Here is a 21,206-nt window from a genome sequence, read left to right as displayed (position 1 = left end):
ATACAAGGGCAAGAATAAAGGCCAAAAGGCTGGCACGACTGATCATAACACTATCCAATTTTACCGGGTCAACGCAGTCCCCTTTGTGGCTCAGGAGACCTCATTCGTCAGCCTGCGAAGCTGATCTTATGCAGGCTTTGAGTAGAGAAATGGATAATGATTCATTTTTTAAACGCTGGAACCTTCACCCCCTGTGCTATGATTCGCACAGATTTTTTACTGACAGACCGGAATAGCATGAAAAACGATTTCTTTTACGCTCTGGAGTCCGCGCCACTGGGTGCCCGGACAGATCTGGCAGAAGTGCTGGATAACCTTCGCTTTAATCAGGACGGCCTGATTCCCGCCATCGCCCAGCAACAAGCCACCGGCGAAGTGCTCATGATGGCCTGGATGAACCGGGCCTCCATTGAGGAGACGCTGAAAACAGGTCAGGTCTGCTACTGGTCCCGTTCGCGTCAGGCCTATTGGCGTAAAGGAGAGAGCTCCGGGCATGTGCAGAAGCTGGTAGAGATGCGTATTGATTGTGATGGCGACACACTGCTGTGTCTGGTTGATCAGCAAGGCCCTGCCTGCCATACCGAACGCTCCAACTGCTTCTACCACGCCGTTAAGGGCGATCAGGCCGAAGTGATTGCCGAGCCCTGCTGCGCACAGGGCTAAGACGCTCAGATTCCATGGCGGATTGAGGTTCAATCCGCCATTAAGCAACGCGGCTGAGCTTTAGATCATTGCTCCGGATTTTCGTTACCCGGCTCACAAACAGGCCTTCAGCTTGTTAATCTCAGTCTGCAACTGATCAATTCGCGCCTGAATCAGTGCCCTGCGGCGCTGCTCAATCCACTCCAGCCAGATATCCATCCCTTCACCGGAACGGGCAGACACCTGAATCACCCCGATCTCCGGGTTAACCCGGCGCGCGGCGGCGATACACTGTTCAACATCAAAATCGAGATAAGGCAGCAGATCGACCTTGTTCAGCAGCATCAGATCGGCTGCATGGAACATATCCGGATATTTCAGAGGCTTATCTTCCCCCTCGGTCACGGAGAGAATCGCAACTTTGTGCGCCTCACCCAGATCAAAGGCCGCCGGACAGACCAGATTCCCGACGTTCTCGATAAACAGTACCCCGCCGCTGAGATCCGAAAAGTGATCCAGCGCGTGCCCGACCATATGCGCATCCAGATGACAGCCCTTGCCGGTATTGACCTGAATCGCTTTCACTCCGGTAGCCCGAATCCGCTCCGCATCGTTCGCGGTCTGCTGATCGCCCTCAATCACCGCCACCGGATAACGCTGACCGGTTCGCTCGATGGAGGCCGTCAGCAACGTGGTTTTGCCTGATCCGGGGCTGGAAACCAGATTCAGGGCAAACAGGTTGTCGCGCATAAAACGCTGCCGGTTAATCTCCGCATAGCGGTTATTTTTGCCCAGTATATCCTGCTCAATCTGCACCATCCGGGTTTGTGACAATCCCGGTGCGTGCGCATGGGCAGGACCTCTCCCGAAATGAAGATTATCCCCCTCTACCGTGACCGGTGCTGATGAATAGCCATGAGCATGATCATGACTGTGGGTATGTTTTTCCGGGGCACGGGCATCCTTTTCCCCGGCAGACGCTCCCTCAACCCGGACTTCACCCTCACTGCACCCGCAGACTGTACACATCACTCCACCTCCAGCTCTTTTATGCGTAATTCATCACCCTGAGTCACCTGTAACTGATAACTACCACACTGAGTGCAGGCATCATAACGGTTATGGATTGGCACGGTCTGAGCACACTGCAGACACCAGGCTTCGCCGGGCCGTTCGATAATTTCCAGCCGTGCCTGATCCGCCAGTGTATTGCGGGTCACCGCTTCAAAGCAGAAACGCAGTGCATCGGTTTCGACCATCGCCAGTGGACCCACCTCGAGCCAGACCGTCCTGATCCGCTGATAGTGTTGCACCCGGGATTGCTCCTCAAGCACCTGCATAATCCCCTCGCAAATCGACATTTCATGCATCGTTAACTCTTAGCCTTTATGACATTCGTCAGGTCGAATGACAGAATCAGGTTGTTCCCGTTCGGCATCCATCGGTGATCTGAGGTTTTGGTGAGATCACACCGACACTTCATTATCCTGAACGGGTACTCACGCTAGCCGCGCATACTAGCTCTCAATTAAACCTTGTAGATACGCGGATGATTACTCCGTTCTTTAATTCTGCTAGGTAATTCAACACGCTTCCAGCGCGCTTTAACATTATTAGTCTGTTCACGATTCTGCGCCACGATAACCACCCGCATCAAAAAAACAATGCACCTGCCTGATATCGGGTAGCTGACACGCCTTAACACGTTTCTGCCCTTATAGCATGGCTGATGTGGTGTCAGTGCTGAAGACAGAGGACACCTGACAGCATTTCAGCGTAAGCGGAACGGCTGTCTGAAACTTGCAATCCGCAACTTATGATCAAAAATAAAATGAGTGCTAAATCCGGTGGATCAGGGAAGCCCGCTGGAGCATCAGCCTGACCGATACCCCCGTTTAACGAATGAGGCCCTGCTTATGAAGGTTTCCCATAAAGTTGCTCTGCTGGCATCCGCCATTGTTGCAGTCACCTTTGCCCTGTACTCACTGCTGCAATACCAGAGAGTCAGTGACTATCTTTACGAGAAGTCAGAACAGAGTACACTGGAGGCCAGTTCGGTGCTGAGCTACCAGATCAGTCACTGGCTGAATGCAAAGCTGAAACTGATCGATATGATGGCGGCACGCATCGATGGAGATTTCTCCCCTGAAACCATTCAGAGCACCTTTGAAAACCCCCTGCTTAAACAGGAGTTTCTGCTGATTTTCGGCGGACTGGAGACCGATGGTAAACCGATCACCAATGATCCAAGCTGGAATCCGGAAAACTGGGATGCCCGCAAACGCCCCTGGTACCCTTACGCCAAACAAAATAAGCAGGCCGTACTGACCGACCCTTACGCGGATGCGGCCACCGGGGAAATCCTGATTTCTGCCGTAGCCAATCTCTACGACAAAGGAACCTTTAAAGGCGCCTTCGGCGGCGACCTGAGCCTTAAAACCGTATCAGAAGCGCTGAATACACTGAACTTCCATAACACCGGTTACGCCTTTCTGGTCAACCGCAACGGCAATATCATCAGCCACCCCGATCCCGACCTGAACGGCAAGCCACTCAGCGATCTTTTTGATGATCAGCCCCCCGGCTTCAGCAGCAGCCTGATCGAAGCCCGTGTCGGGGGTAGCGATGTATTTACCGCATTTAACCCCCTGCAGGGTCTGCATGGCAGTGACTGGCTCATCGGTGTCGTGCTGGATAAAAGATTGGTCATGGCCGGCGCCCGGGAGTTTGGTATCACCGCACTGATCGCCACCCTGATCAGTGCCCTGATCTGTAGTGCTGCCCTGTATATGGCAGTTTCCCGGCAACTGCTGCCACTGGCCAGTCTGCGCAGCTCACTGGTTGAGATCAACAGTGGTGACGGCGATCTGACCAAGCGTCTGCAGATCAGCAGTAAAGATGAGTTTGGTCAGGTCTCCACCGACTTCAATGAGTTCATCAATTATCTGCAGAGCCTGATCAGCCATATTAAAGAGATCACCTCTGAAGTCCGCAATAACAGTGATATGACCTCCGCCTCTGCCTCCTCTGCCGCCACCAAACTGGAACAGCAACTGTACGAGCTGGACCAACTGGCGACCGCGATGCACGAGATGTCAGCCACCGCTCAGGATGTCGCCAGCAATGCCCAGCATGCGGCTGACTCGGCAAGACGCGCCGATGAAGCCACCGAACAGGGCGCCGCCGTGGTTTCCCGGACAACTGAGTCGATCGGCATACTGGCCGGGGATATGAACAACATTGTGGAATCAATCAAGCAACTGGCAGGTTACAGCGATAATATCGAGTCGATCCTGACCGTCATTACCGAGATTGCCGAACAAACTAACCTGCTGGCACTAAATGCGGCCATCGAGGCGGCCCGGGCCGGAGATATGGGTCGCGGTTTTGCCGTGGTCGCCGATGAAGTGCGGCGCGCTGGCCTCACGCACCCGTCAGTCAACGGAGGAGATCAAGAGTATGATCCAGCAGTTGCAGACCGGGGTCAAAAGCGCTGAGGGGATCATTCTCAACAGTCAGGAGATGGCAACCCAGACCCAGACCGTTGCCAGCGAGGCGGACGCCGCACTCAACATCATCCGTGACAGCATTCAGGAGATCAATCAGATGACGGTGCAGATCGCCACCGCTGCCGAGCAGCAAAGCGCAACCGCGGAGGAGATCAACCGTAATACCACCAATATCCGTGACCTCAGCCAGTCGGTTGCTGACAGTGCTAAAGAGCAGGAAAGTAACTGCCACGGTATGGCTGAACTGACCCTCCGGCAGGATCGTGAACTGAACAAGTTTAAAGTGTAAAAAAGAGCCGGGCTGCCCTCTGTTGCAGCCCGGCCCGAAAAACTAACCGGCGCGGAGCACTTTCTGCGCCGATTCTCGTTGCCGTAACCGCTGCAGATAAGGCATCAGATTAGCGGTATCAGAAATTAAACCGCCAAGAGGCGATCCGGCCAGATAATCCAGCATCGGCAGCAAAAGAATATCCGCCATACTGAAGCCTCCCCCGCACAGGTATTCCTTATCCCCCAGTTGCTTCGACAGGTTATCCAGCGCACGCTGCAATTCGGGTGTTGCCTGCTCGACTTTATCCATACGTACTGTGCCGTTTTCACCTTTCGGGCGGGCAAATTCCAGCAGGCAATCACGCACGATCGCCTGATCAATATATCGGCTGATCAGCGCACTCCACTGATCAACTTCAGCTCTCGCAAGCCCGGCATCTGGCTGCAGATGTGTACCGGAAAAATTCATATCCAGATAGCGAATAATACTGGCGGTCTCGCAGATCACCGCATCCTCCGTCAGCAACACCGGAATTTTTCCGTAGGGGTGCAGGCTCAGTAACTCTTCACTGGCCAGCGCCACCGGCTTGCCATTGTGTTCCATACCGTATTCATAGCTGATCCCCTTCTCCTCGCAGGCGATCATCACTGAACGAACAAAAGTGCTGAACTGAGGGCCGAGAATTTTAACGAAGCCAGACATGGCCAAATCTCCTTTTTGCTGAAAACTGATAATGACTCTAAACTCAGCAACAATATGTTCAAGAACATATTCTGAACCCAGGGCATACTATGACCCGCAGACATAAAAAAGGAGAGAATGATGGGTTGGAGCGCATCACAGAAACAGCAGAGCCGGGAGCGTATCCTGCAAAGTGCCGCTGAACTTTTCACCCGGGAAGGGTTTGAAAATGTTGGCATCAATGACGTCATGCAACACGCCGGGATGACCCGGGGTGCCTTCTATAACCACTTTTCCTCAAAGAGTGAGCTCTACGCCGAAGCAATTCTCGCCGCAGCCAATACAGCAAAAAATCTGGCCCGTGCCAATGCCAGCGACCGCAAACATCTGATCGAAGGGTACCTCAGCCTTCAACACCGGGAAGGTGATACATTGCGTTGCCCGCTGGCCTTTCTGACCACCGATATCACCCAGCGCGATCAGCAGGTACGCCAGACCTACACCCGGGTGCTGAAGGGCTTTATTCACAATATCCAACAACTGGACAACCGCGAAACCACAGATGAACAGGAAGCGATCCGCCAGGCGGTATTAATGATCGGCGCCGTCGCCATCTCCCGTGCGGTCGATGATGACAGCTACGCCGAAAAGCTCCTGAATAGCTGCCGGGACGGGCTGGTTAGCGAGCGCAGGTAGAAGGCGTGTCTCAGGCCAAACAGCTCTCTTGCTCTATCGCACCAGACATCGCGCGGAGACCGCGCTCCTACCGCATTAGCCCCGAAGAAGGCGTGTCTCACGCCAAACAACTCTCTTGCTATGTCGCACCAGATATCGCGCGGAGACCGCGCTCCTACCGCATCAGCTCCGAAGAAGGCGTTTTTCACGCCGGGAAATAACATAGATTTACTGAGTCCTCTGCCTGAGCCTCCGGCCATAAAAAAGGCCGCTGATTAAAGCGGCCCTGATCGGAACAGATACAAGCTCTCCGGGTTTACTTACCCCAGGAGTCACGTAGCCCTACCGTGCGGTTAAACACCAGCTTATCCGCACTGGAATCCTGATCGACAGCAAAATAACCGGTACGTTCAAACTGGAAACTGCTTGCCGCTTCAGCGCCGGCCAGACCCACTTCACAACGACTGCCAGTCAGCACAACCAGAGATTCCGGGTTAATAAATTCAAGGAAATCACGTTCCTTATCACCATCCGGGTTAGCTTCAGTAAACAGACGATCATACTCGCGCACTTCACAAGGCACAGAGTTATCGGCAGAGACCCAGTGGATCACCCCTTTTGGCTTATAACCTTCAGGATTGGCGCCTTTGGTTGCCGGATCATAGCTGCATTTCAGCTCAATCACGTTACCCGCGTCGTCTTTGATTACCTCATCACAGGTAATCACATAGGCGCCACGCAGACGCACCGCAACACCCTGTGTCAGACGCTTCCACTTACGCGGCGGTACTTCAGCGAAGTCTTCCTGTTCGATCAGCAGGTTACGGCTGAACGGTACCTTACGCATACCCATCGATTCATCTTTCGGGTGGTTTGGCAGTTCAAACCACTCCTCTTCACCTTCCGGGTAGTTGGTCACCGTCACTTTCAGCGGTCGAACCACACACATGGCGCGCGGCGCATGCTTATCCAGATCTTCACGGATGAAGTATTCAAACTGCGCCATATCCACCGTACCGTCGGTTTTCGCCACCGCCAGACTGTCGCAGAAATTACGAATCGACTGCGGAGAGTAGCCACGGCGACGCAGGCCGGAGATCGTCGGCATACGCGGATCGTCCCAGCCGTTAACGTGGGCTTCGTCTACCAGTTGCTTCAGCTTACGCTTACTGGTCACGGTGTAGTTCAGATTCAGGCGGCCAAACTCGTACTGACGGGGTTTGGACGGTACCGGCAGGTTTTCGATAAACCACTCGTACAGCGGACGGTGGTCAGCAAATTCCAGCGTACAGATCGAGTGGGTGACCCCTTCGATCGCGTCTTCCTGACCATGAGCAAAGTCATAGCTTGGGTAGATACACCATTTATCACCGGTCTGGTGATGGGATTCTTTCCGGATACGGTAAAGGATCGGGTCACGCAGGTTCATGTTCGGCGAAGCCATATCGATTTTGGCGCGCAGTACCCGGCTGCCCTCATCGAACTCACCCTTTTTCATGCCTTCGAGCAGCGTCAGGTTCTCCTCAACGGAGCGCTCACGGAACGGACTGTCTTTACCCGGTTCGGTCGCCCAGCCCCGGTATTCTTTGGCCTGCTCCGGGCTCAGGTCACAGACATAAGCCTTACCTTCACGCACCAGATGCTGTGCCCAGGCGTAGAAGGTATCAAAATAGTCAGATGCATAACGCACCTCGCCCGCCCACTTAAAGCCAAGCCACTCTACATCGCGCTTGATCGCGTCAACGTATTCCTGCTCCTCTTTGGTTGGGTTGGTGTCGTCAAAACGCAGGTTACATTCGCCCTGATACTTTTCCGCGGTGCCGAAATTCAGGCAGATCGATTTGGCATGACCAATGTGCAGATAACCGTTCGGCTCTGGCGGGAAACGGGTCACAACCTTCTGGGTAGTACCCTGTTCCAGATCCTGTTCAATCACCTGATGAATGAAATTGGTTGGCTTGCTGTTTTCTGTATTACTCATAAATAAGGTCTATTTCCCGACACCGCGTCAATTCTGTGATCTTCGGCGACCAGACCCGCCGAAAAAATTGCCGACTATTATAAACGGATGCACTGTAAAAATGGCATAGAGGAAACGAAGAATTTTTCAGCGCTCAGGTAAGCCTGTGCCGGGCACCGTTCTTTAGCTCTAAATCTTAAGCAGGATTCAAACAAACCCTTAGAATAAACAATGATGCGTTTCTTTTAGACTTGCGTATAATGGCCCCGAAACAAGCGAATGAAGTGGACATTACAACAATGATTATCCTCCATACGAATTTTGGCGATATCACGCTTGAGCTTGACCATGAAAAGGCTCCAAAAACAGCAGCAAACTTCGAACAGTATGTTTCTGAAGGCTTTTATAACGGAGTAATCTTTCACCGTGTGATCAATGGCTTCATGATCCAGGGCGGTGGATTTGAACCGGGCATGGTACAGAAAGAGACTCGTGAATCGATTGAAAACGAAGCCGATAACGGTCTTTCAAACGCAACCGGCACCGTTGCCATGGCCCGCACCATGGACCCGCACAGTGCCTCTGCGCAGTTCTTTATCAACGTTTCTGACAACAGCTTCCTCGACCACACAGCTAAAACTACGGAAGGCTGGGGCTACGCGGTATTTGGTAAAGTTACCGACGGTATGGACGTAGTCAACAAGATTAAAACGGTTGCCACTACAATGCGTGCCGGCCATCAGGATGTTCCGGCTGAAGATATCATTATCGAGTCGGCTGAAGTTGTGGACAGCGCCGCAGAATAATGACTGTCTACTTCGTCTCAGATCTGCATCTGAAACCTGAACGCCCGGATCTTACCCGGGCGTTTTTGCATTTCCTGCAACAGACGGCTCAGGATGCTGAAGCGCTCTACCTGCTGGGTGACATATTTGAAGCCTGGATTGGTGATGACACGCCCACCCCCGACCTCGAAGCGGTTTTCTCTGCCCTGCGCCAACTCAGCGCTAAAGGATGCAGCCTTTACTTCCAGCACGGTAATCGCGACTTTCTGGTAGGCCAGACATTCGCAGATTCGATCGGTGCCACACTGCTCAGCGAAGCACTGGTCTGCGACCTGCCCTGCGGCCCTGCGCTGATCATGCATGGTGATCAGCTCTGCACGGATGATCAGGAATATATGCAGTTCCGCAGCATGGTCAGAAACCCCGCATGGCAGCAGGCATTTCTCGACAAACCTCTGCAGGAACGACTGGCAATCGCCCGACAGCTGAGAGACACCAGCAAAGAGCGCAACGCCGCGAAAGATGATTACATTACCGATGTCAATCCTCAGGCAGTAGAGCAGGCTCTGGAGAACGCCGGTACCCGGTTACTGATTCACGGGCATACCCATCGTCCGGCCGAACATCAGCTTAACCTTGCCGATGGCAGCACCGCCACCCGTGTCGTACTCGGCGACTGGGATAAACTGGGCTGGTATCTGCGAGTTGAGCCGGATGGCTATCAACTGGTCAGTTTTGAAATTGAAAAAGCCGCTTGATCAGCGGCTTTTTTGGCAGTGCTTTTTTCCGGGCCTCAGGCTGCAATAAAGGTTGGCAGGCCACTATGGAAACGGAATTCGTCATCCGGCGCTTCAATCAGCTCCCGCTCCTGCTCCCGGAAGAAAGCCACCCGCTCATCGATCGGCTCACCCGCATACGCCTCAGCCAGCCCCAGATAATCCTGATAGTGGCGCCCCTCAGACTTGAGCAATGAACGGTAAAATTTCGCCAGCTCATCATCCAGAAACGGTGCCAGTTTGGCAAAACGTTCACAGGAACGGGCTTCAATGAATGCACCGATAATCAGCAGATCAATCAAACGGCCCGGTTCATAGGTGCGAACATGTTTTCGCATACCTGCTGCGTAACGCGCCGGCGACATATGATCATAAACAATGCCGCGCGCTTCCATGATCGCCAGCACCTGCTCAAAGTGGATCAGCTCCTCACGCGCCAGACGGGACATCTTATTCAGCAGATCGGTTCGCTCAACATAACGAAACATCAGATGCATCGCGGTAGACGCCGCTTTCTTTTCACAATGGGCGTGATCGATCAGCATAATATCCTGATTCTGCAACGCCGCCTGAATCCAGGCGTCCGGGGTTTCACATGCCAAAAACTGTTTGATTTCGTCGAGAGCGTCCATTAATGACCCTGATGGCTTAGCGCAATTAAAAGCCGGCAATTATAACGGCAGCACCGGATGGATGTAAGCGATCTGTGAACATAGCCCACCAGACATTGATCCGATGCAGCTTAGCTGCAGAAACGTCTGGCTGTTTTCGCTCAGCTATGCTGTTCTGCGGTCACCAGTTTCACTGCCAGACCAATAAACACAACCCCCGCCAGACGGTTGATCAGCACCTGTCCCCGTGGAGATTCACGTAACCAGCCGCTCAGCCCTGCTGCAAGCAGTGCAATCATACCCATCACACAAAACGCCACCAGAATAAACACCAGCCCCAACTGTGCCAGTTGCAGACTGAGCGAGCCGGCCGCGGGGTCGGCAAACTGCGGCAGAAACGCCATAAAGAAGATCGCCAGTTTAGGGTTACTGCTGCTCATCAGAACTCCCCGCCGGTAAAGCGACCAGCTACCCAGCACGGGTTGATTCTCATCACTGATGTGCGATGCCGCTGCGCGAATGGATTGCCACGCCAGATAAAGCAGGTAGATTGCCCCGGCTACTTTCAGCAAAGTAAACGCCAGCGCACTGACCTGAAAGATCACGGCAATCCCCAGACTCACCGCCAGCGTATGTGCAATCAGCCCGGTACAAAGCCCCAGTGTTACGATCACCCCGGCACGCCGACCATGCATGGCCGACTGCAGCAAGACAAAAATATTGTCCGGTCCCGGCGCCAGTGTGAGTAAGGCCGAGGCCGCTATAAAAGTGATTAAGGTATCCAAGCCCAGCATGGCCTTATCCCCTGTCAAAGTTCCCCTGGCCCGGCCAAAGATAACTATTAAATACAGTAAGTTAGACCGGAGCCTAGCACTCTTCTCCGGTTTTTGAAAAACACGGCCGTGAATAAAACCGCCAAACCCTCGAATTTCAGTAAAAAAAACCCCGTTTTCATAGCAATTTTTCTTCGAAATGTCGCGAAAAAGACTGTATACTGTCGCGCAATTTTAGGACCTCACTTAGTCGAGTAAAGAGATGACAGACTTAACCAAGTACAGAAACATTGGTATTTTCGCGCACGTAGATGCGGGTAAAACCACTACAACAGAACGTATCCTGAAGCTTACTGGTAAGATCCACAAGATGGGTGACGTTCACGACGGTGAAGCGACTACCGACTTCATGGAGCAGGAAGCTGAGCGTGGTATTACTATCCAGTCTGCAGCGACTACCTGTTTCTGGAACGACCACCGCATGAACATCATCGATACTCCGGGCCACGTTGACTTCACAGTTGAAGTATACCGTTCCCTGAAAGTACTGGACGGTGGTGTAGGTGTATTCTGTGGTTCCGGTGGTGTAGAGCCTCAGTCTGAAACTAACTGGCGTTACGCGAACGAGTCTGAAGTTGCTCGTCTGATCTTCGTAAACAAGCTGGACCGTCTGGGTGCAGACTTCTACCGAGTCGTAGATCAGGTTAAAAACGTACTGGGTGCAAACCCACTGGTTATGACTCTGCCAATCGGCCGTGAAGATGAGTTCACTGGTGTTGTAGACGTACTGTCTCAGAAAGCTTACATCTGGGATGACTCCGGTCTGCCAGAAAACTTCGAAGTAACCGACATCCCGGCTGATATGGTTGACGATGCAGCAATGTACCGTGAACAGCTGATCGAAACGGCGCTGGAGCAGGATGAAGATCTGATGATGGAGTACCTGGAAGAAGGTACTGAGCCATCTATGGACGACATCAAGCGCTGCATCCGTGAAGGTACCCGTAAACTGGACTTCTTCCCAACTTACTGTGGTTCTGCGTACAAAAACAAAGGTATCCAGCTGGTTCTGAACGCCGTTGTTGACTACCTGCCATCTCCAACCGAAGTTGACGCTCAGCCTCTGACTGATCCAGAAACCGGTGAGCCAACAGGTGAAGTTGCTACCGTTTCTGCTGAAGAGCCACTGCGCGCACTGGCATTCAAGATCATGGACGACCGTTTCGGCGCCCTGACCTTTATCCGTATCTACTCCGGTGTAATGAAGAAGGGTGACACCATCCTTAACTCCTTCACTGGTAAAACTGAACGTATCGGCCGTATGGTTGAGATGCACGCTAACGACCGTACCGAGATCGACTCTGCTCAGGCAGGTGACATCATCGCCGTTGTTGGTATGAAGAACGTTCAGACTGGTCACACTCTGTGTGATCCGAAAAACGAATGTACTCTGGAACCAATGATCTTCCCAGAGCCTGTAATCTCTATCGCTGTTGCGCCTAAAGATAAAGGTTCTGTTGAGAAAATGGGTATCGCGATCGGTAAGATGGTTGCTGAAGATCCGTCTTTCCAGGTTGAAACTGACGAAGATTCCGGCGAAACCATCCTGAAAGGTATGGGTGAGCTGCACCTGGATATCAAAGTAGACATCCTGAAGCGTACTTACGGCGTTGAGCTGGAAGTAGGTAAACCACAGGTTGCTTACCGCGAGACTATTACTCAGGCAATCGAAGACAGCTACACGCACAAGAAGCAGTCTGGTGGTTCTGGTCAGTACGGTAAGATCGACTACCGCATCAAGCCAGGTGAGCCAAACTCCGGCTTCACGTTCACCTCTACTGTAGTAGGTGGTAACGTACCTAAAGAATTCTTCCCTGCTATCGAAAAAGGTTTCGCTGGCATGATGAATGAAGGTGTTCTGGCTGGCTTCCCTGTACTGGACGTTGAAATCGAGCTGTTCGACGGTGGCTACCACGCGGTTGACTCCTCTGCTGTAGCATTCGAAATCGCTGCACGTGGCGCGTTCCGTCAGTCTATCCCTAAAGCGGGTGCACAGCTGCTGGAACCAATCATGAAGGTTGACGTATTCACTCCGGAAGACAACGTGGGTGATGTAATCGGTGACCTGAACCGTCGTCGCGGCATGATCAAGGACCAGGAAGCAGGCGCAACTGGCGTACGCATCAAAGCAGACGTTCCTCTGTCTGAGATGTTCGGTTACATCGGTCACCTGCGTACTATCACTTCCGGTCGTGGTCAGTTCTCCATGGAGTTCGCACACTACGCACCTTGCCCGGCTAACGTTGCTGAGGAAGTGATTGCAGAAGTTAAAGCGAAGAAAGACGCTAAGTAAGCCTCTCTTTTCGACCTGATAAAAAGCCCGCTGAGCAATCAGCGGGCTTTTTTGTTTCTGCCGGAACGTGCTGAACAGAAAGACACCGACCTGAAACGCTTACCTCGAACACTTACCCCAAACACTTACCTAAGGCAGTTGCATAACCAGCTGCTCCTCTGGTTCTGCAATAAAGTCACGCCACCAGGCCGACGTAGCTGCAGGCTGTTGCACACTGACGATCTCACCCATCAATGGGGTCAGCAATGTCACTCCCGTCTTTTCTGCATGAACACTGGCCCGCTCCAGTGGCTCGTACCAGTCATGCAACGCCAGATCAAAGGTACTGTTATGAATAGGGATCATCGCCCTGCCCTGCAGATCGATATGCGCCTGAACACTCTGTTCCGGTAACATATGTATCTCAGACCAGAGCTCGTTATAGGCGCCGGTTTCAATCAGCGTTATATCAAACGGACCATAACGCTCACCGATCTCTTTAAACCCGGCGAAGTATCCCGAATCACCACTGAAGAAAATATTCGCCTGCTGCCCCTGAATGACCCAGCTTGCCCACAGGGTCTTATCCCTGTCGAACAAGCCACGGCCGGAGAAGTGCTGGGCCGGTGTGGCAGTCATTGTCACACTGTCAAGCCGTACCGACCGCCACCAGTCACGCTCGATAATCTGCGCTTTGTCCACCCCCCAACTCATCAGCTTCTCACCCACCTTCAACGGGGTGACAAAGAATTCTGTTCGCTTCGCCAACGCCTGTAAGGTTTGCTTATCCAGGTGATCGTAGTGATCATGGCTGATAATGACCGCCTTGAGTGGCGGCAGTTGTTCAGTGGCTATAGGCGGTTCATGAAACCGCTGCGGGCCAGCAAAGCCAACGGGCGATGCACGCTCACTGAATACAGGGTCGGTGAGATAAAAGTGCTCATCCAGTCGGATCAACACGGAAGAGTGCCCCAGACGAATAACCGCCGGCCCCACCAGTTGTTCCAATTGCTCCACTTGCAGAGGTAGCATGGGCAGCTCGACTTGCGGAACAGGCGCTTTACGTTCAGCCCGGAGATAGCTGCGGGCGATATCGTAGATACCCGAGAGGGTTGTCTGATAATCAATCTCGGTATTTTTAAAGCGACCATCAACATAGGCCGCCCCCTGACCATCACCTTCCGGCCTCTGCTCTCCGAAACCACAAGAAGAAAGCAAACCTGCTGACATGAGCACCCCTCCAGTTATAAGAAAAACAAAACGCATCAACGCTCCCGGATTAGAAAATCCAACCAAAAGTAAACTACACGGTGTAGTTTATTTAAAAACTTCTAAAAGTAAACCATCAAGTGTAAAATCAGCGAAAATTTCGTTAATCACAGAGCCCGACAATCATGGCTGAAAAAAAGCCGTCCCGAAGTGAGCTGAAACGCCAGGCCATTCTGGTAGCAGCCAAACAAGCCTTTCAGGAGAATGGCGTTAAGGGGACCAGCATGGATCAGCTCGCAACCCGCGCTCAGGTATCAAAGCGCACCGTTTACAACCACTTTCCTTCAAAAGAAGCACTGGTTATCCACCTGGTCACCGACCTGTGGAAGCAGGCTGCTGCCGGCAGTAATCACCAATACCGTGGTGATTCTGCACTGGCACCGCAGTTGGCCGCCCTGCTGCAGGCAGAGCTGGAGCTGATCTGCAGCAGCGACTATCTGGAACTGGCCCGGGTAGCCTTTGGCCACTATTTCTATCACCCGGAAGCACTCAAGGCAGAACTGGAAAAACACGACAGCGATCAGACTCCCCTGCACCAGTGGCTCGCTGCGGCTCAGCGCGATGGGCGTCTGCAACCTGTAGAGATCGAAACCGCTATTACCCGCCTGCATGGCATGATTAAAGGTGAATGCTTCTGGCCCCAGTTGTTTCAGTTGAAACCACAACCGGATGCCAGCGCCCGGGCACAACTGGCCGCCGAAACCGCCGCTATTTTCCTCAATTACTATGAGATCCGACCTGAAGGACAGAGTGCATGAAGTTTATCGACCTTAATCCCGCTAGCGCATTTGATCAGGCAGTTAAGAGCTGCAACAAAGATAAAAAGCTGATTGTGTGTGGTTCGGATGAGGATCAGCGCTATATCGAAGAGGCCCTCTTCGAGCCGGGCCCGGACAGTAAAGCGATTCTGCGCGCTGCCGCTCAGGTCGACGCGAAAGCCTGGCTGCAGCAGCGCCGGGCAGAACTGGAAGCTAAACCGGAGTGGAATCCCGCTGCCCTTGAAGGCCAGTGGCAGGAAGAATCCCAACACAAACAGGGATTCAATCTGGCGACGGACTTCGTTACCGGCGAGCCGCTGCATACCCTGCTGGGCGTAAGAATCAAAACCGACCAGAGCTGGAAAGTCCCGGCTCACTTCCGTTTCGGCGGCTGGAATGAATGCCCTGCACCCGAAGTACATTGCGCTATCTGGAAGCGCTGGCAAAAGCTGTATGGTGCACATATTGTCGGCGTCAGCAACGATGTAATCGAAGCCCACGTCAAACAACCACCTGCCACTCAGGAAGAAGCCCTGAAACTCGCCTGGGAGCAGTACCTCTACTGCCCGGATATCGTCGAACAGGGTGTTGAATCCGTCGCTAAACTCGCCGAAGTCCTGATCAACCACGACTGCTGGTACTTCTGGTGGGATTGATTAGCAGGACAATGGTGCAATACGCTTTGCGATTGCACCCTACGTACTGGGGCTAGCGGCGAGAAAACAGACAAAAAAAACCCCCGCTTCACAGCGAGGGGTTCAAGGAAGGACAACAGACCGGTTCTGATAGGTAAACCGATCTGCCTTGCGCCCTTCAGTTTACAACGGGTTAAAAACTGTCGCCCGGAATCCGCACATTGCCTTCCATCAGGACACGCGCACTGCGGCTCATCACCGCTTTGGTTGCGGTCCATTCGCCATCGACCTCTGCTGCCGCCGCACCCACACGCAGAGTGCCGGACGGATGACCGAAAGTGACCGCATCACGCTCGCCACCACCGGCTGCCAGATTCACCAGCGTGCCCGGTACCGCGGCCGCCGTCGCAATCGCCACGGATGCAGTCCCCATCATGGCGTGGTGCAGTTTGCCCATGGAGAGCGCACGTACACAGACGTCGATATCACCGGCAGCAATCTGCTTGCCGCTGGAGGCTTCGTAATCAGTTGCTGGCGCCACAAAAGCGATCTTCGGTGTATGCTGGCGGGCAACCGCTTCTTCAATATCCTTGATCAGGCCCATCTTCACCGCGCCATAGGCGCGCATGGTTTCGAACCGCTCCAGCGCTTCAGCGTTGGCGTTGATATCTTTCTGCAGCTCCGTACCGGTGTAACCGATATCTGCCGCATTCAGAAATATAGTCGGGATTCCGGCATTGATCATGGTCGCCTGGAAAGTACCGATGCCCGGCACTTCCAGTTCATCTACCAGATTGCCGGTCGGGAACATGGAGCCTTCGCCATCCGCCGGGTCCATAAACTCAATGACCACCTCAGCCGCCGGGAAAGTTACACCATCCAGCTCAAAGTCGCCGGTTTCCTGAACTTCACCGTTGCTGATCGGGACATGGGCGATAATGGTTTTCTTAATATTTTTCTGCCAGATTCGTACCGTGCAGATGCCGTTTTCTGGAATCCGGGCCGGATCAACCAGACCACCACTGATCGCAAATGCACCGACCGCAGCGGTCAGATTCCCACAGTTACCGGACCAGTCAACAAAGGCTTTGTTAATCGCGACCTGACCAAACAGGTAATCAACATCATGATCCGGCTGGCTGCTTTTATCCAGAATCACGGTTTTACTGGTGCTGGAGGTCGCACCACCCATACCGTCGATCTGCTGACCGTAAGGATCAGGGCTGCCGATCACCCGCATCAGAATCTTGTCCCGCGCTTCGCCCGGTTCCTGTGCCACCTCGGGCAGATCCTGACGACGGAAGAAAACACCTTTACTGGTTCCACCACGAATGTAGGTCGCAGGGATTTTAATCTGTGGTACATGAGCCATTTATCAATCCTTTCTTACGATGTGGTGCACAACAGAACCACGATTAAGAAAATACTTAGTGACGATCACTCTTCAGCTTAACGATCCGCTCTGCGGCGGTTGCTCTACTCTGGCTGATCCATTCAGGTGAGTAATCGTGAGTAATAATTTTCTCAGAATGATGGGCGCTGCCTGTTCGACTTGGAGCGCCCAGCCCTGCGTGAGCCTTGCAGAGCTGAGCGTTACAGACAGCACCTATCGGTTTAGCCCGCTATCAGTTTCCTTCAAGGAAGTCTTTAGCGAAGCGCTGCAGAACACCACCGGCGTTGTACACGTGTACTTCCGCAGCGGTATCCAGACGGCAGGTCACCGGTACTTCTACCTTCTCGCCGTTAGCACGGTTGATGATCAGGGTCAGATCGCAGCGTGGCGAGATCTCACCCACGATGTCGAACGTTTCAGTACCATCAATGCCGTAAGTCTTGCGGGTTTCACCCTCTTTAAACTGAACCGGCAGTACACCCATACCCACCAGATTGGTACGGTGGATACGTTCAAAGCCTTCAGCAACGATGGTTTCAACGCCCGCCAGACGCACACCTTTAGCCGCCCAGTCACGGGAGGAGCCCTGACCATAGTCAGCACCGGCAACGATAATCAGGTTCTGCTTGCGCTCCATGTAGGTTTCGATCGCTTCCCACATACGGCTTTCGGTACCTTCCGGCTCAATACGGGCCAGAGAGCCCTGTTTAATCTCACCGTTTTCGTCACGCACCATCTCGTTCAGCAGTTTCGGGTTCGCGAACGTTGCGCGCTGTGCGGTCAGGTGGTCACCACGGTGCGTGGCGTAAGAGTTGAAATCCTCTTCCGGCAGACCCATTTTCGCGCAGTATTCACCCGCCGCACTGGACGCCTGAATCGCATTCGATGGCGACAGGTGGTCGGTGGTAATGTTGTCACCCAGTACTGCCAGAGGACGCATACCTTTCATGGTACGTTCGCCAGCCAGCGCACCTTCCCAATAAGGAGGGCGACGGATGTAAGTAGACATTGGACGCCAGTCGTACAGCGGGCTTTCAGCGCGCTCAACATCACCCAGATCGAACATCGGGATGTAGATCTGGTTGAACTGCTCAGGCTTAACCGCCTTAGCTACAATCGCATCGATCTCTTCATCAGATGGCCACAGATCTTTCAGGGTGATCTCTTTGCCATCAACCACGGCCAGCACATCATTTTCGATATCGAAACGCACCGTACCGGCAATCGCGTAAGCCACAACCAGCGGCGGAGAAGCGAGGAATGCCTGCTTCGCATGCGGGTGGATACGGCCGTCGAAGTTACGGTTACCGGAAAGGACCGCCGTCGCGTACAGGTCACGTTCAACCACCTCTTTCTCGATGACCGGATCCAGCGCACCGGACATACCGTTACAGGTGGTGCAGGCATAAGCGACGATACCGAAGCCCAGTTTTTCCAGCTCAGGCAGCAGACCGGCTTCTTCCAGATAGAGTTTTGCAACTTTAGAGCCCGGCGCGAATGAAGTTTTAACCCAGGGCTTACGTACCAGACCCAGCTCGTTGGCTTTCTTGGCCACAAGGCCAGCCGCTACAACGTTGCGTGGGTTAGAGGTGTTGGTACAGGAGGTGATCGCCGCAATAATAACAGCACCATCCGGCATCAGGCCGTCAGCTTCCTGCGCTTTGGCAGTCGCCAGCATCTCATCACCGGCAATACCGCGCTCAGTCAGTGCCGTTGTTGGCAGACGGCGGTGCGGGTTAGACGGGCCAGCCATGTTACGAACAACCGTAGACAGATCGAATTCCAGCACGCGCTCGTATTCCGCTTCTGCCAGATCATCCGCCCACAGGCCGGTTTGTTTAGCATAAGTCTCAACCAGTGCCACCTGCTCAGGTTCACGACCGGTCAGCTTCAGGTAATCGATGGTCTGTTCATCGATATAGAACATACCGGCAGACGCACCGTATTCCGGCGTCATGTTGGACAAAGTCGCACGGTCACCTATAGACAGGGTTGCAGCACCCGGGCCGAAGAATTCCAGATACGCAGAAACCACTTTCTCGTTACGCAGGAACTCGGTCATTGCCAGTGCAATGTCAGTAGCAGTAATACCCGGCTGACGTTCGCCAACGATTTTCACACCGATGATGTCCGGCAGGCGCATCATGGATGGCAGACCCAGCATAACGGTTTCCGCTTCCAGACCACCGACACCGATGGCGATAACACCCAGCGCATCAACGTGCGGCGTGTGGGAGTCAGTACCGACACAGGTATCCGGGTAGGCCACACCATCACGGTTCTGGATCACCGGAGACATCTTCTCCAGGTTGATCTGGTGCATGATGCCGTTACCGGCCGGGATTACGTCTACGTTATCGAATGCCGTTTTGCACCAGTCGATAAAGTGGAAACGGTCATCGTTACGACGGTCTTCAATCGCACGGTTCTTTTCGAACGCATCCGGATCAAAACCCGGTGCTTCAACCGCCAGCGAGTGGTCAACGATCAACTGTGTAGGTACAACCGGATTGACCTTAGACGGGTCACCGCCCTGATCGGCAATCGCATCACGCAGACCCGCCAGGTCAACCAGTGCGGTCTGACCCAGAATGTCATGGCAGACAACACGCGCCGGGTACCATGGGAAGTCCAGTGTGCGTTTGGTTTCGATCAGTTGTTTCAGGGAGTCGGTCAGCGCTTCAGGCTCACAACGACGTACCAGTTGCTCTGCCAGTACACGGGAGGTGTAAGGCAGTTTTGCGTAAGCACCTGGCTGGATATCTTCAATCGCCGCGCGGGTGTCGAAGAAATCTACAGAGGTACCTGGAAGAGGCTTGCGGTATTCTGTGTTCATGGCACAACCTGTCAGGTTTAATCAGGCCGAGAGGTGTTGGTAAAGCTAATCTCTCAGCTTTTTATTATTCAAAAGCGGGGCAGCAACCCGTCACAGACGGGTCACTGCCGGGCGTCGTATCTTATGGACGATCTTCAATCGCAACCCATTCAGCCGTTTCCGGACCGGTGTAGTCAGCGGATGGACGGATGATACGGTTGTTCGCGCGCTGCTCCATTACGTGAGCAGTCCAGCCTGCCGCACGGGAACATACGAAGATCGGTGTGAACAGCTTGGTTGGGATACCCATGAAGTTGTAGGCAGAGGCATGGAAGAAGTCTGCGTTACAGAACAGTTTCTTCTCGCGCCACATAACCGCTTCAACACGCTCAGATACAGCGTACAGGTACTCATCACCCACCTGCTCAGAAAGCTTTTTCGACCACTCTTTAATGATCGCATTACGTGGGTCAGACTCGCGGTAGATCGCGTGGCCGAAGCCCATGATCTTATCCTTACGCGCCAGCATCGCCATGATCTCAGCTTCTGCTTCATCCGCAGAACGCCAGTTTTCGATCATCTCCATCGCCGCTTCGTTAGCACCACCGTGCAGCGGACCACGCAGGGAACCGATCGCACCGGTTACACAGCTATGGATATCAGACAGGGTGGATGCACAGACACGCGCGGTGAAGGTAGAAGCGTTGAATTCGTGCTCTGCGTACAGGATCAGGGATGCGTGCATCACATCAACGTGCAGCGCTTCAGGCTTCTTGTTATGCAGCGTCCACAGGAACTGTTCACCAATGGAATCAGCATCGGTTTCAACGTCAATACGGATACCGTTATGGCTGAAGTTGTACCAGTAGTTGATCATGCCCGGGAACACCGCCAGCATGCGGTCGATATGATCATGCTGCTCGGAGAAATCCATCTCGGTTTCCAGATTGCCCAGCATAGAGCAACCGGTGCGCATAACATCCATCGGATGAGCATCTGCAGGGATCTGTTCCAGAACCACTTTCAGAGCGTCCGGCAGTGCGCGCATACCCTTCAGCTTGGCCTTGTAGGCATCCAGTTCAGCCTGGTTTGGCAATTTTCCGTAGAGTAGCAGGTACGCAACTTCTTCAAACTGAGCCTTGTCAGCCAGTTCTTTAATATCGTAACCACGGTAGGTCAGGCCTGCGCCAGTTTTACCTACGGTGCACAGTGCGGTTTCACCTGCTGACTGACCTCGCAGGCCAGCGCCACCCAGTTTTTTATCGCCCATAACGTGCTCCTGTTTTCCTATCGATGCGGGCTCTGCTGGCCCACTTAATTA

Annotated in this window: 19 protein-coding genes; 9 read left to right on the top strand and 10 right to left on the bottom strand. The window is 53.4% G+C overall.

Annotated elements, in window-relative coordinates:
• The first annotated feature begins 237 nt into the window (after positions 1-237).
• Entirely contained in the window at positions 238-663 is a 426-nt protein-coding gene (gene hisI, locus QUD59_RS14390) for a phosphoribosyl-AMP cyclohydrolase (RefSeq protein WP_286237822.1), read from the top strand.
• Between the two features lie 93 nt (positions 664-756).
• Here the strand turns inward: hisI and hypB are convergent, their stop codons facing one another.
• Both hypB and hypA read right to left on the bottom strand, forming a co-directional pair.
• Positions 757-1,671: a hydrogenase nickel incorporation protein HypB gene (gene hypB / locus QUD59_RS14385; RefSeq protein ID WP_286237820.1), complete on the bottom strand. Its 915-nt coding sequence runs from the start codon at positions 1,669-1,671 to the stop codon at positions 757-759.
• Entirely contained in the window at positions 1,671-2,003 is a 333-nt protein-coding gene (hypA, locus tag QUD59_RS14380; RefSeq protein WP_286237819.1) for a hydrogenase maturation nickel metallochaperone HypA, read from the bottom strand. Before hypA ends, hypB begins: the two co-directional genes overlap by 1 nt.
• A 555-nt stretch (positions 2,004-2,558) precedes the next feature.
• On the opposite strand from hypA, the gene QUD59_RS14375 reads away from it, so the two are divergent.
• The gene (locus QUD59_RS14375) at positions 2,559-4,139 is read left to right on the top strand and encodes a methyl-accepting chemotaxis protein (RefSeq protein WP_286237817.1); all 1,581 of its coding nucleotides are present in this window, start codon (positions 2,559-2,561) and stop codon (positions 4,137-4,139) included.
• Complete coding sequence (locus QUD59_RS14370; RefSeq protein WP_286237816.1) at positions 4,102-4,440, top strand: methyl-accepting chemotaxis protein; 339 nt, start codon at positions 4,102-4,104, stop codon at positions 4,438-4,440. The genes QUD59_RS14375 and QUD59_RS14370 overlap by 38 nt, the downstream gene beginning before the upstream one ends.
• 42 nt (positions 4,441-4,482) lie before the next feature.
• Here QUD59_RS14370 and QUD59_RS14365 read toward each other — a convergent pair whose 3' ends face one another.
• Entirely contained in the window at positions 4,483-5,124 is a 642-nt protein-coding gene (locus QUD59_RS14365; RefSeq protein WP_286237814.1) for a glutathione S-transferase family protein, read from the bottom strand.
• Positions 5,125-5,244: 120 nt separating this feature from the next.
• On the opposite strand from QUD59_RS14365, the gene QUD59_RS14360 reads away from it, so the two are divergent.
• Positions 5,245-5,799, top strand: coding sequence for a TetR/AcrR family transcriptional regulator (locus QUD59_RS14360; protein ID WP_286237813.1), 555 nt, complete (start codon positions 5,245-5,247; stop codon positions 5,797-5,799).
• A gap of 295 nt (positions 5,800-6,094) precedes the next feature.
• On the opposite strand, the gene QUD59_RS14355 is transcribed toward QUD59_RS14360, so the two are convergent.
• Positions 6,095-7,759: a glutamine--tRNA ligase/YqeY domain fusion protein gene (locus tag QUD59_RS14355; RefSeq protein WP_286237812.1), complete on the bottom strand. Its 1,665-nt coding sequence runs from the start codon at positions 7,757-7,759 to the stop codon at positions 6,095-6,097.
• A gap of 278 nt (positions 7,760-8,037) precedes the next feature.
• Here QUD59_RS14355 and QUD59_RS14350 point away from each other — a divergent pair, with 278 nt between their 5' ends.
• Both QUD59_RS14350 and QUD59_RS14345 read left to right on the top strand, forming a co-directional pair.
• On the top strand, positions 8,038-8,544 hold the full coding sequence (locus QUD59_RS14350) for a peptidylprolyl isomerase (protein WP_286241036.1): 507 nt from the start codon (positions 8,038-8,040) through the stop codon (positions 8,542-8,544).
• On the top strand, positions 8,544-9,281 hold the full coding sequence (locus tag QUD59_RS14345) for a UDP-2,3-diacylglucosamine diphosphatase (RefSeq protein WP_286237811.1): 738 nt from the start codon (positions 8,544-8,546) through the stop codon (positions 9,279-9,281). The genes QUD59_RS14350 and QUD59_RS14345 overlap by 1 nt, the downstream gene beginning before the upstream one ends.
• 35 nt (positions 9,282-9,316) lie before the next feature.
• Here the strand turns inward: QUD59_RS14345 and QUD59_RS14340 are convergent, their stop codons facing one another.
• Both QUD59_RS14340 and QUD59_RS14335 read right to left on the bottom strand, forming a co-directional pair.
• The gene (locus QUD59_RS14340; protein WP_286237810.1) at positions 9,317-9,931 is read right to left on the bottom strand and encodes a MiaE family protein; all 615 of its coding nucleotides are present in this window, start codon (positions 9,929-9,931) and stop codon (positions 9,317-9,319) included.
• A gap of 140 nt (positions 9,932-10,071) precedes the next feature.
• The gene (locus QUD59_RS14335) at positions 10,072-10,704 is read right to left on the bottom strand and encodes a LysE family translocator (RefSeq protein WP_286237808.1); all 633 of its coding nucleotides are present in this window, start codon (positions 10,702-10,704) and stop codon (positions 10,072-10,074) included.
• Positions 10,705-10,945: 241 nt separating this feature from the next.
• On the opposite strand from QUD59_RS14335, the gene fusA reads away from it, so the two are divergent.
• The gene (gene fusA, locus QUD59_RS14330) at positions 10,946-13,036 is read left to right on the top strand and encodes an elongation factor G (protein ID WP_286237807.1); all 2,091 of its coding nucleotides are present in this window, start codon (positions 10,946-10,948) and stop codon (positions 13,034-13,036) included.
• A gap of 129 nt (positions 13,037-13,165) precedes the next feature.
• On the opposite strand, the gene QUD59_RS14325 is transcribed toward fusA, so the two are convergent.
• The gene (locus QUD59_RS14325; RefSeq protein WP_286237806.1) at positions 13,166-14,245 is read right to left on the bottom strand and encodes an MBL fold metallo-hydrolase; all 1,080 of its coding nucleotides are present in this window, start codon (positions 14,243-14,245) and stop codon (positions 13,166-13,168) included.
• 164 nt (positions 14,246-14,409) lie between these two features.
• On the opposite strand from QUD59_RS14325, the gene QUD59_RS14320 reads away from it, so the two are divergent.
• Both QUD59_RS14320 and QUD59_RS14315 read left to right on the top strand, forming a co-directional pair.
• Positions 14,410-15,042, top strand: a complete 633-nt coding sequence (locus QUD59_RS14320; RefSeq protein WP_286237805.1) for a TetR/AcrR family transcriptional regulator — start codon at positions 14,410-14,412, stop codon at positions 15,040-15,042.
• Complete coding sequence (locus QUD59_RS14315) at positions 15,039-15,698, top strand: DUF4253 domain-containing protein (protein ID WP_286237804.1); 660 nt, start codon at positions 15,039-15,041, stop codon at positions 15,696-15,698. Before QUD59_RS14320 ends, QUD59_RS14315 begins: the two co-directional genes overlap by 4 nt.
• 172 nt (positions 15,699-15,870) lie before the next feature.
• Here the strand turns inward: QUD59_RS14315 and prpF are convergent, their stop codons facing one another.
• The 3 genes from prpF to prpC form a co-directional block, all read right to left on the bottom strand.
• The gene (prpF, locus tag QUD59_RS14310; RefSeq protein WP_286237803.1) at positions 15,871-17,049 is read right to left on the bottom strand and encodes a 2-methylaconitate cis-trans isomerase PrpF; all 1,179 of its coding nucleotides are present in this window, start codon (positions 17,047-17,049) and stop codon (positions 15,871-15,873) included.
• A 253-nt stretch (positions 17,050-17,302) separates the two neighbouring features.
• Entirely contained in the window at positions 17,303-19,906 is a 2,604-nt protein-coding gene (gene acnD / locus QUD59_RS14305; protein ID WP_286237802.1) for a Fe/S-dependent 2-methylisocitrate dehydratase AcnD, read from the bottom strand.
• Positions 19,907-20,027: 121 nt separating this feature from the next.
• A complete protein-coding gene (gene prpC, locus QUD59_RS14300) occupies positions 20,028-21,155 on the bottom strand; it encodes a bifunctional 2-methylcitrate synthase/citrate synthase (RefSeq protein WP_286237800.1) in 1,128 nt (375 codons plus the stop codon).
• Positions 21,156-21,206 lie beyond the last annotated feature (51 nt).

Source organism: Neptuniibacter halophilus (genome assembly GCF_030295765.1).
Classification (GTDB): Bacteria; Pseudomonadota; Gammaproteobacteria; order Pseudomonadales; family Balneatricaceae; genus Neptuniibacter; species Neptuniibacter halophilus.
The sequence above is the reverse complement of the archived record's forward strand: the minus strand, read 5'-3'. Positions and strand labels throughout refer to the sequence as shown.

Coding starts and splice junctions, on each gene's coding strand:
- QUD59_RS14325 (WP_286237806.1), bottom strand. CDS start 14,245: ATGTCAGCAGGTTTGCTTTCTTCTTGTGGTTTCGGAGAGCAGAGGCCG.
- fusA (WP_286237807.1), top strand. CDS start 10,946: ATGACAGACTTAACCAAGTACAGAAACATTGGTATTTTCGCGCACGTA.
- acnD (WP_286237802.1), bottom strand. CDS start 19,906: ATGAACACAGAATACCGCAAGCCTCTTCCAGGTACCTCTGTAGATTTC.
- hisI (WP_286237822.1), top strand. CDS start 238: ATGAAAAACGATTTCTTTTACGCTCTGGAGTCCGCGCCACTGGGTGCC.
- QUD59_RS14355 (WP_286237812.1), bottom strand. CDS start 7,759: ATGAGTAATACAGAAAACAGCAAGCCAACCAATTTCATTCATCAGGTG.
- QUD59_RS14335 (WP_286237808.1), bottom strand. CDS start 10,704: ATGCTGGGCTTGGATACCTTAATCACTTTTATAGCGGCCTCGGCCTTA.
- QUD59_RS14320 (WP_286237805.1), top strand. CDS start 14,410: ATGGCTGAAAAAAAGCCGTCCCGAAGTGAGCTGAAACGCCAGGCCATT.
- QUD59_RS14360 (WP_286237813.1), top strand. CDS start 5,245: ATGGGTTGGAGCGCATCACAGAAACAGCAGAGCCGGGAGCGTATCCTG.
- QUD59_RS14375 (WP_286237817.1), top strand. CDS start 2,559: ATGAAGGTTTCCCATAAAGTTGCTCTGCTGGCATCCGCCATTGTTGCA.
- QUD59_RS14315 (WP_286237804.1), top strand. CDS start 15,039: ATGAAGTTTATCGACCTTAATCCCGCTAGCGCATTTGATCAGGCAGTT.
- hypA (WP_286237819.1), bottom strand. CDS start 2,003: ATGTCGATTTGCGAGGGGATTATGCAGGTGCTTGAGGAGCAATCCCGG.
- QUD59_RS14365 (WP_286237814.1), bottom strand. CDS start 5,124: ATGTCTGGCTTCGTTAAAATTCTCGGCCCTCAGTTCAGCACTTTTGTT.
- QUD59_RS14345 (WP_286237811.1), top strand. CDS start 8,544: ATGACTGTCTACTTCGTCTCAGATCTGCATCTGAAACCTGAACGCCCG.
- QUD59_RS14340 (WP_286237810.1), bottom strand. CDS start 9,931: ATGGACGCTCTCGACGAAATCAAACAGTTTTTGGCATGTGAAACCCCG.
- QUD59_RS14370 (WP_286237816.1), top strand. CDS start 4,102: ATGATCCAGCAGTTGCAGACCGGGGTCAAAAGCGCTGAGGGGATCATT.
- prpF (WP_286237803.1), bottom strand. CDS start 17,049: ATGGCTCATGTACCACAGATTAAAATCCCTGCGACCTACATTCGTGGT.
- prpC (WP_286237800.1), bottom strand. CDS start 21,155: ATGGGCGATAAAAAACTGGGTGGCGCTGGCCTGCGAGGTCAGTCAGCA.
- hypB (WP_286237820.1), bottom strand. CDS start 1,671: ATGTGTACAGTCTGCGGGTGCAGTGAGGGTGAAGTCCGGGTTGAGGGA.
- QUD59_RS14350 (WP_286241036.1), top strand. CDS start 8,038: ATGATTATCCTCCATACGAATTTTGGCGATATCACGCTTGAGCTTGAC.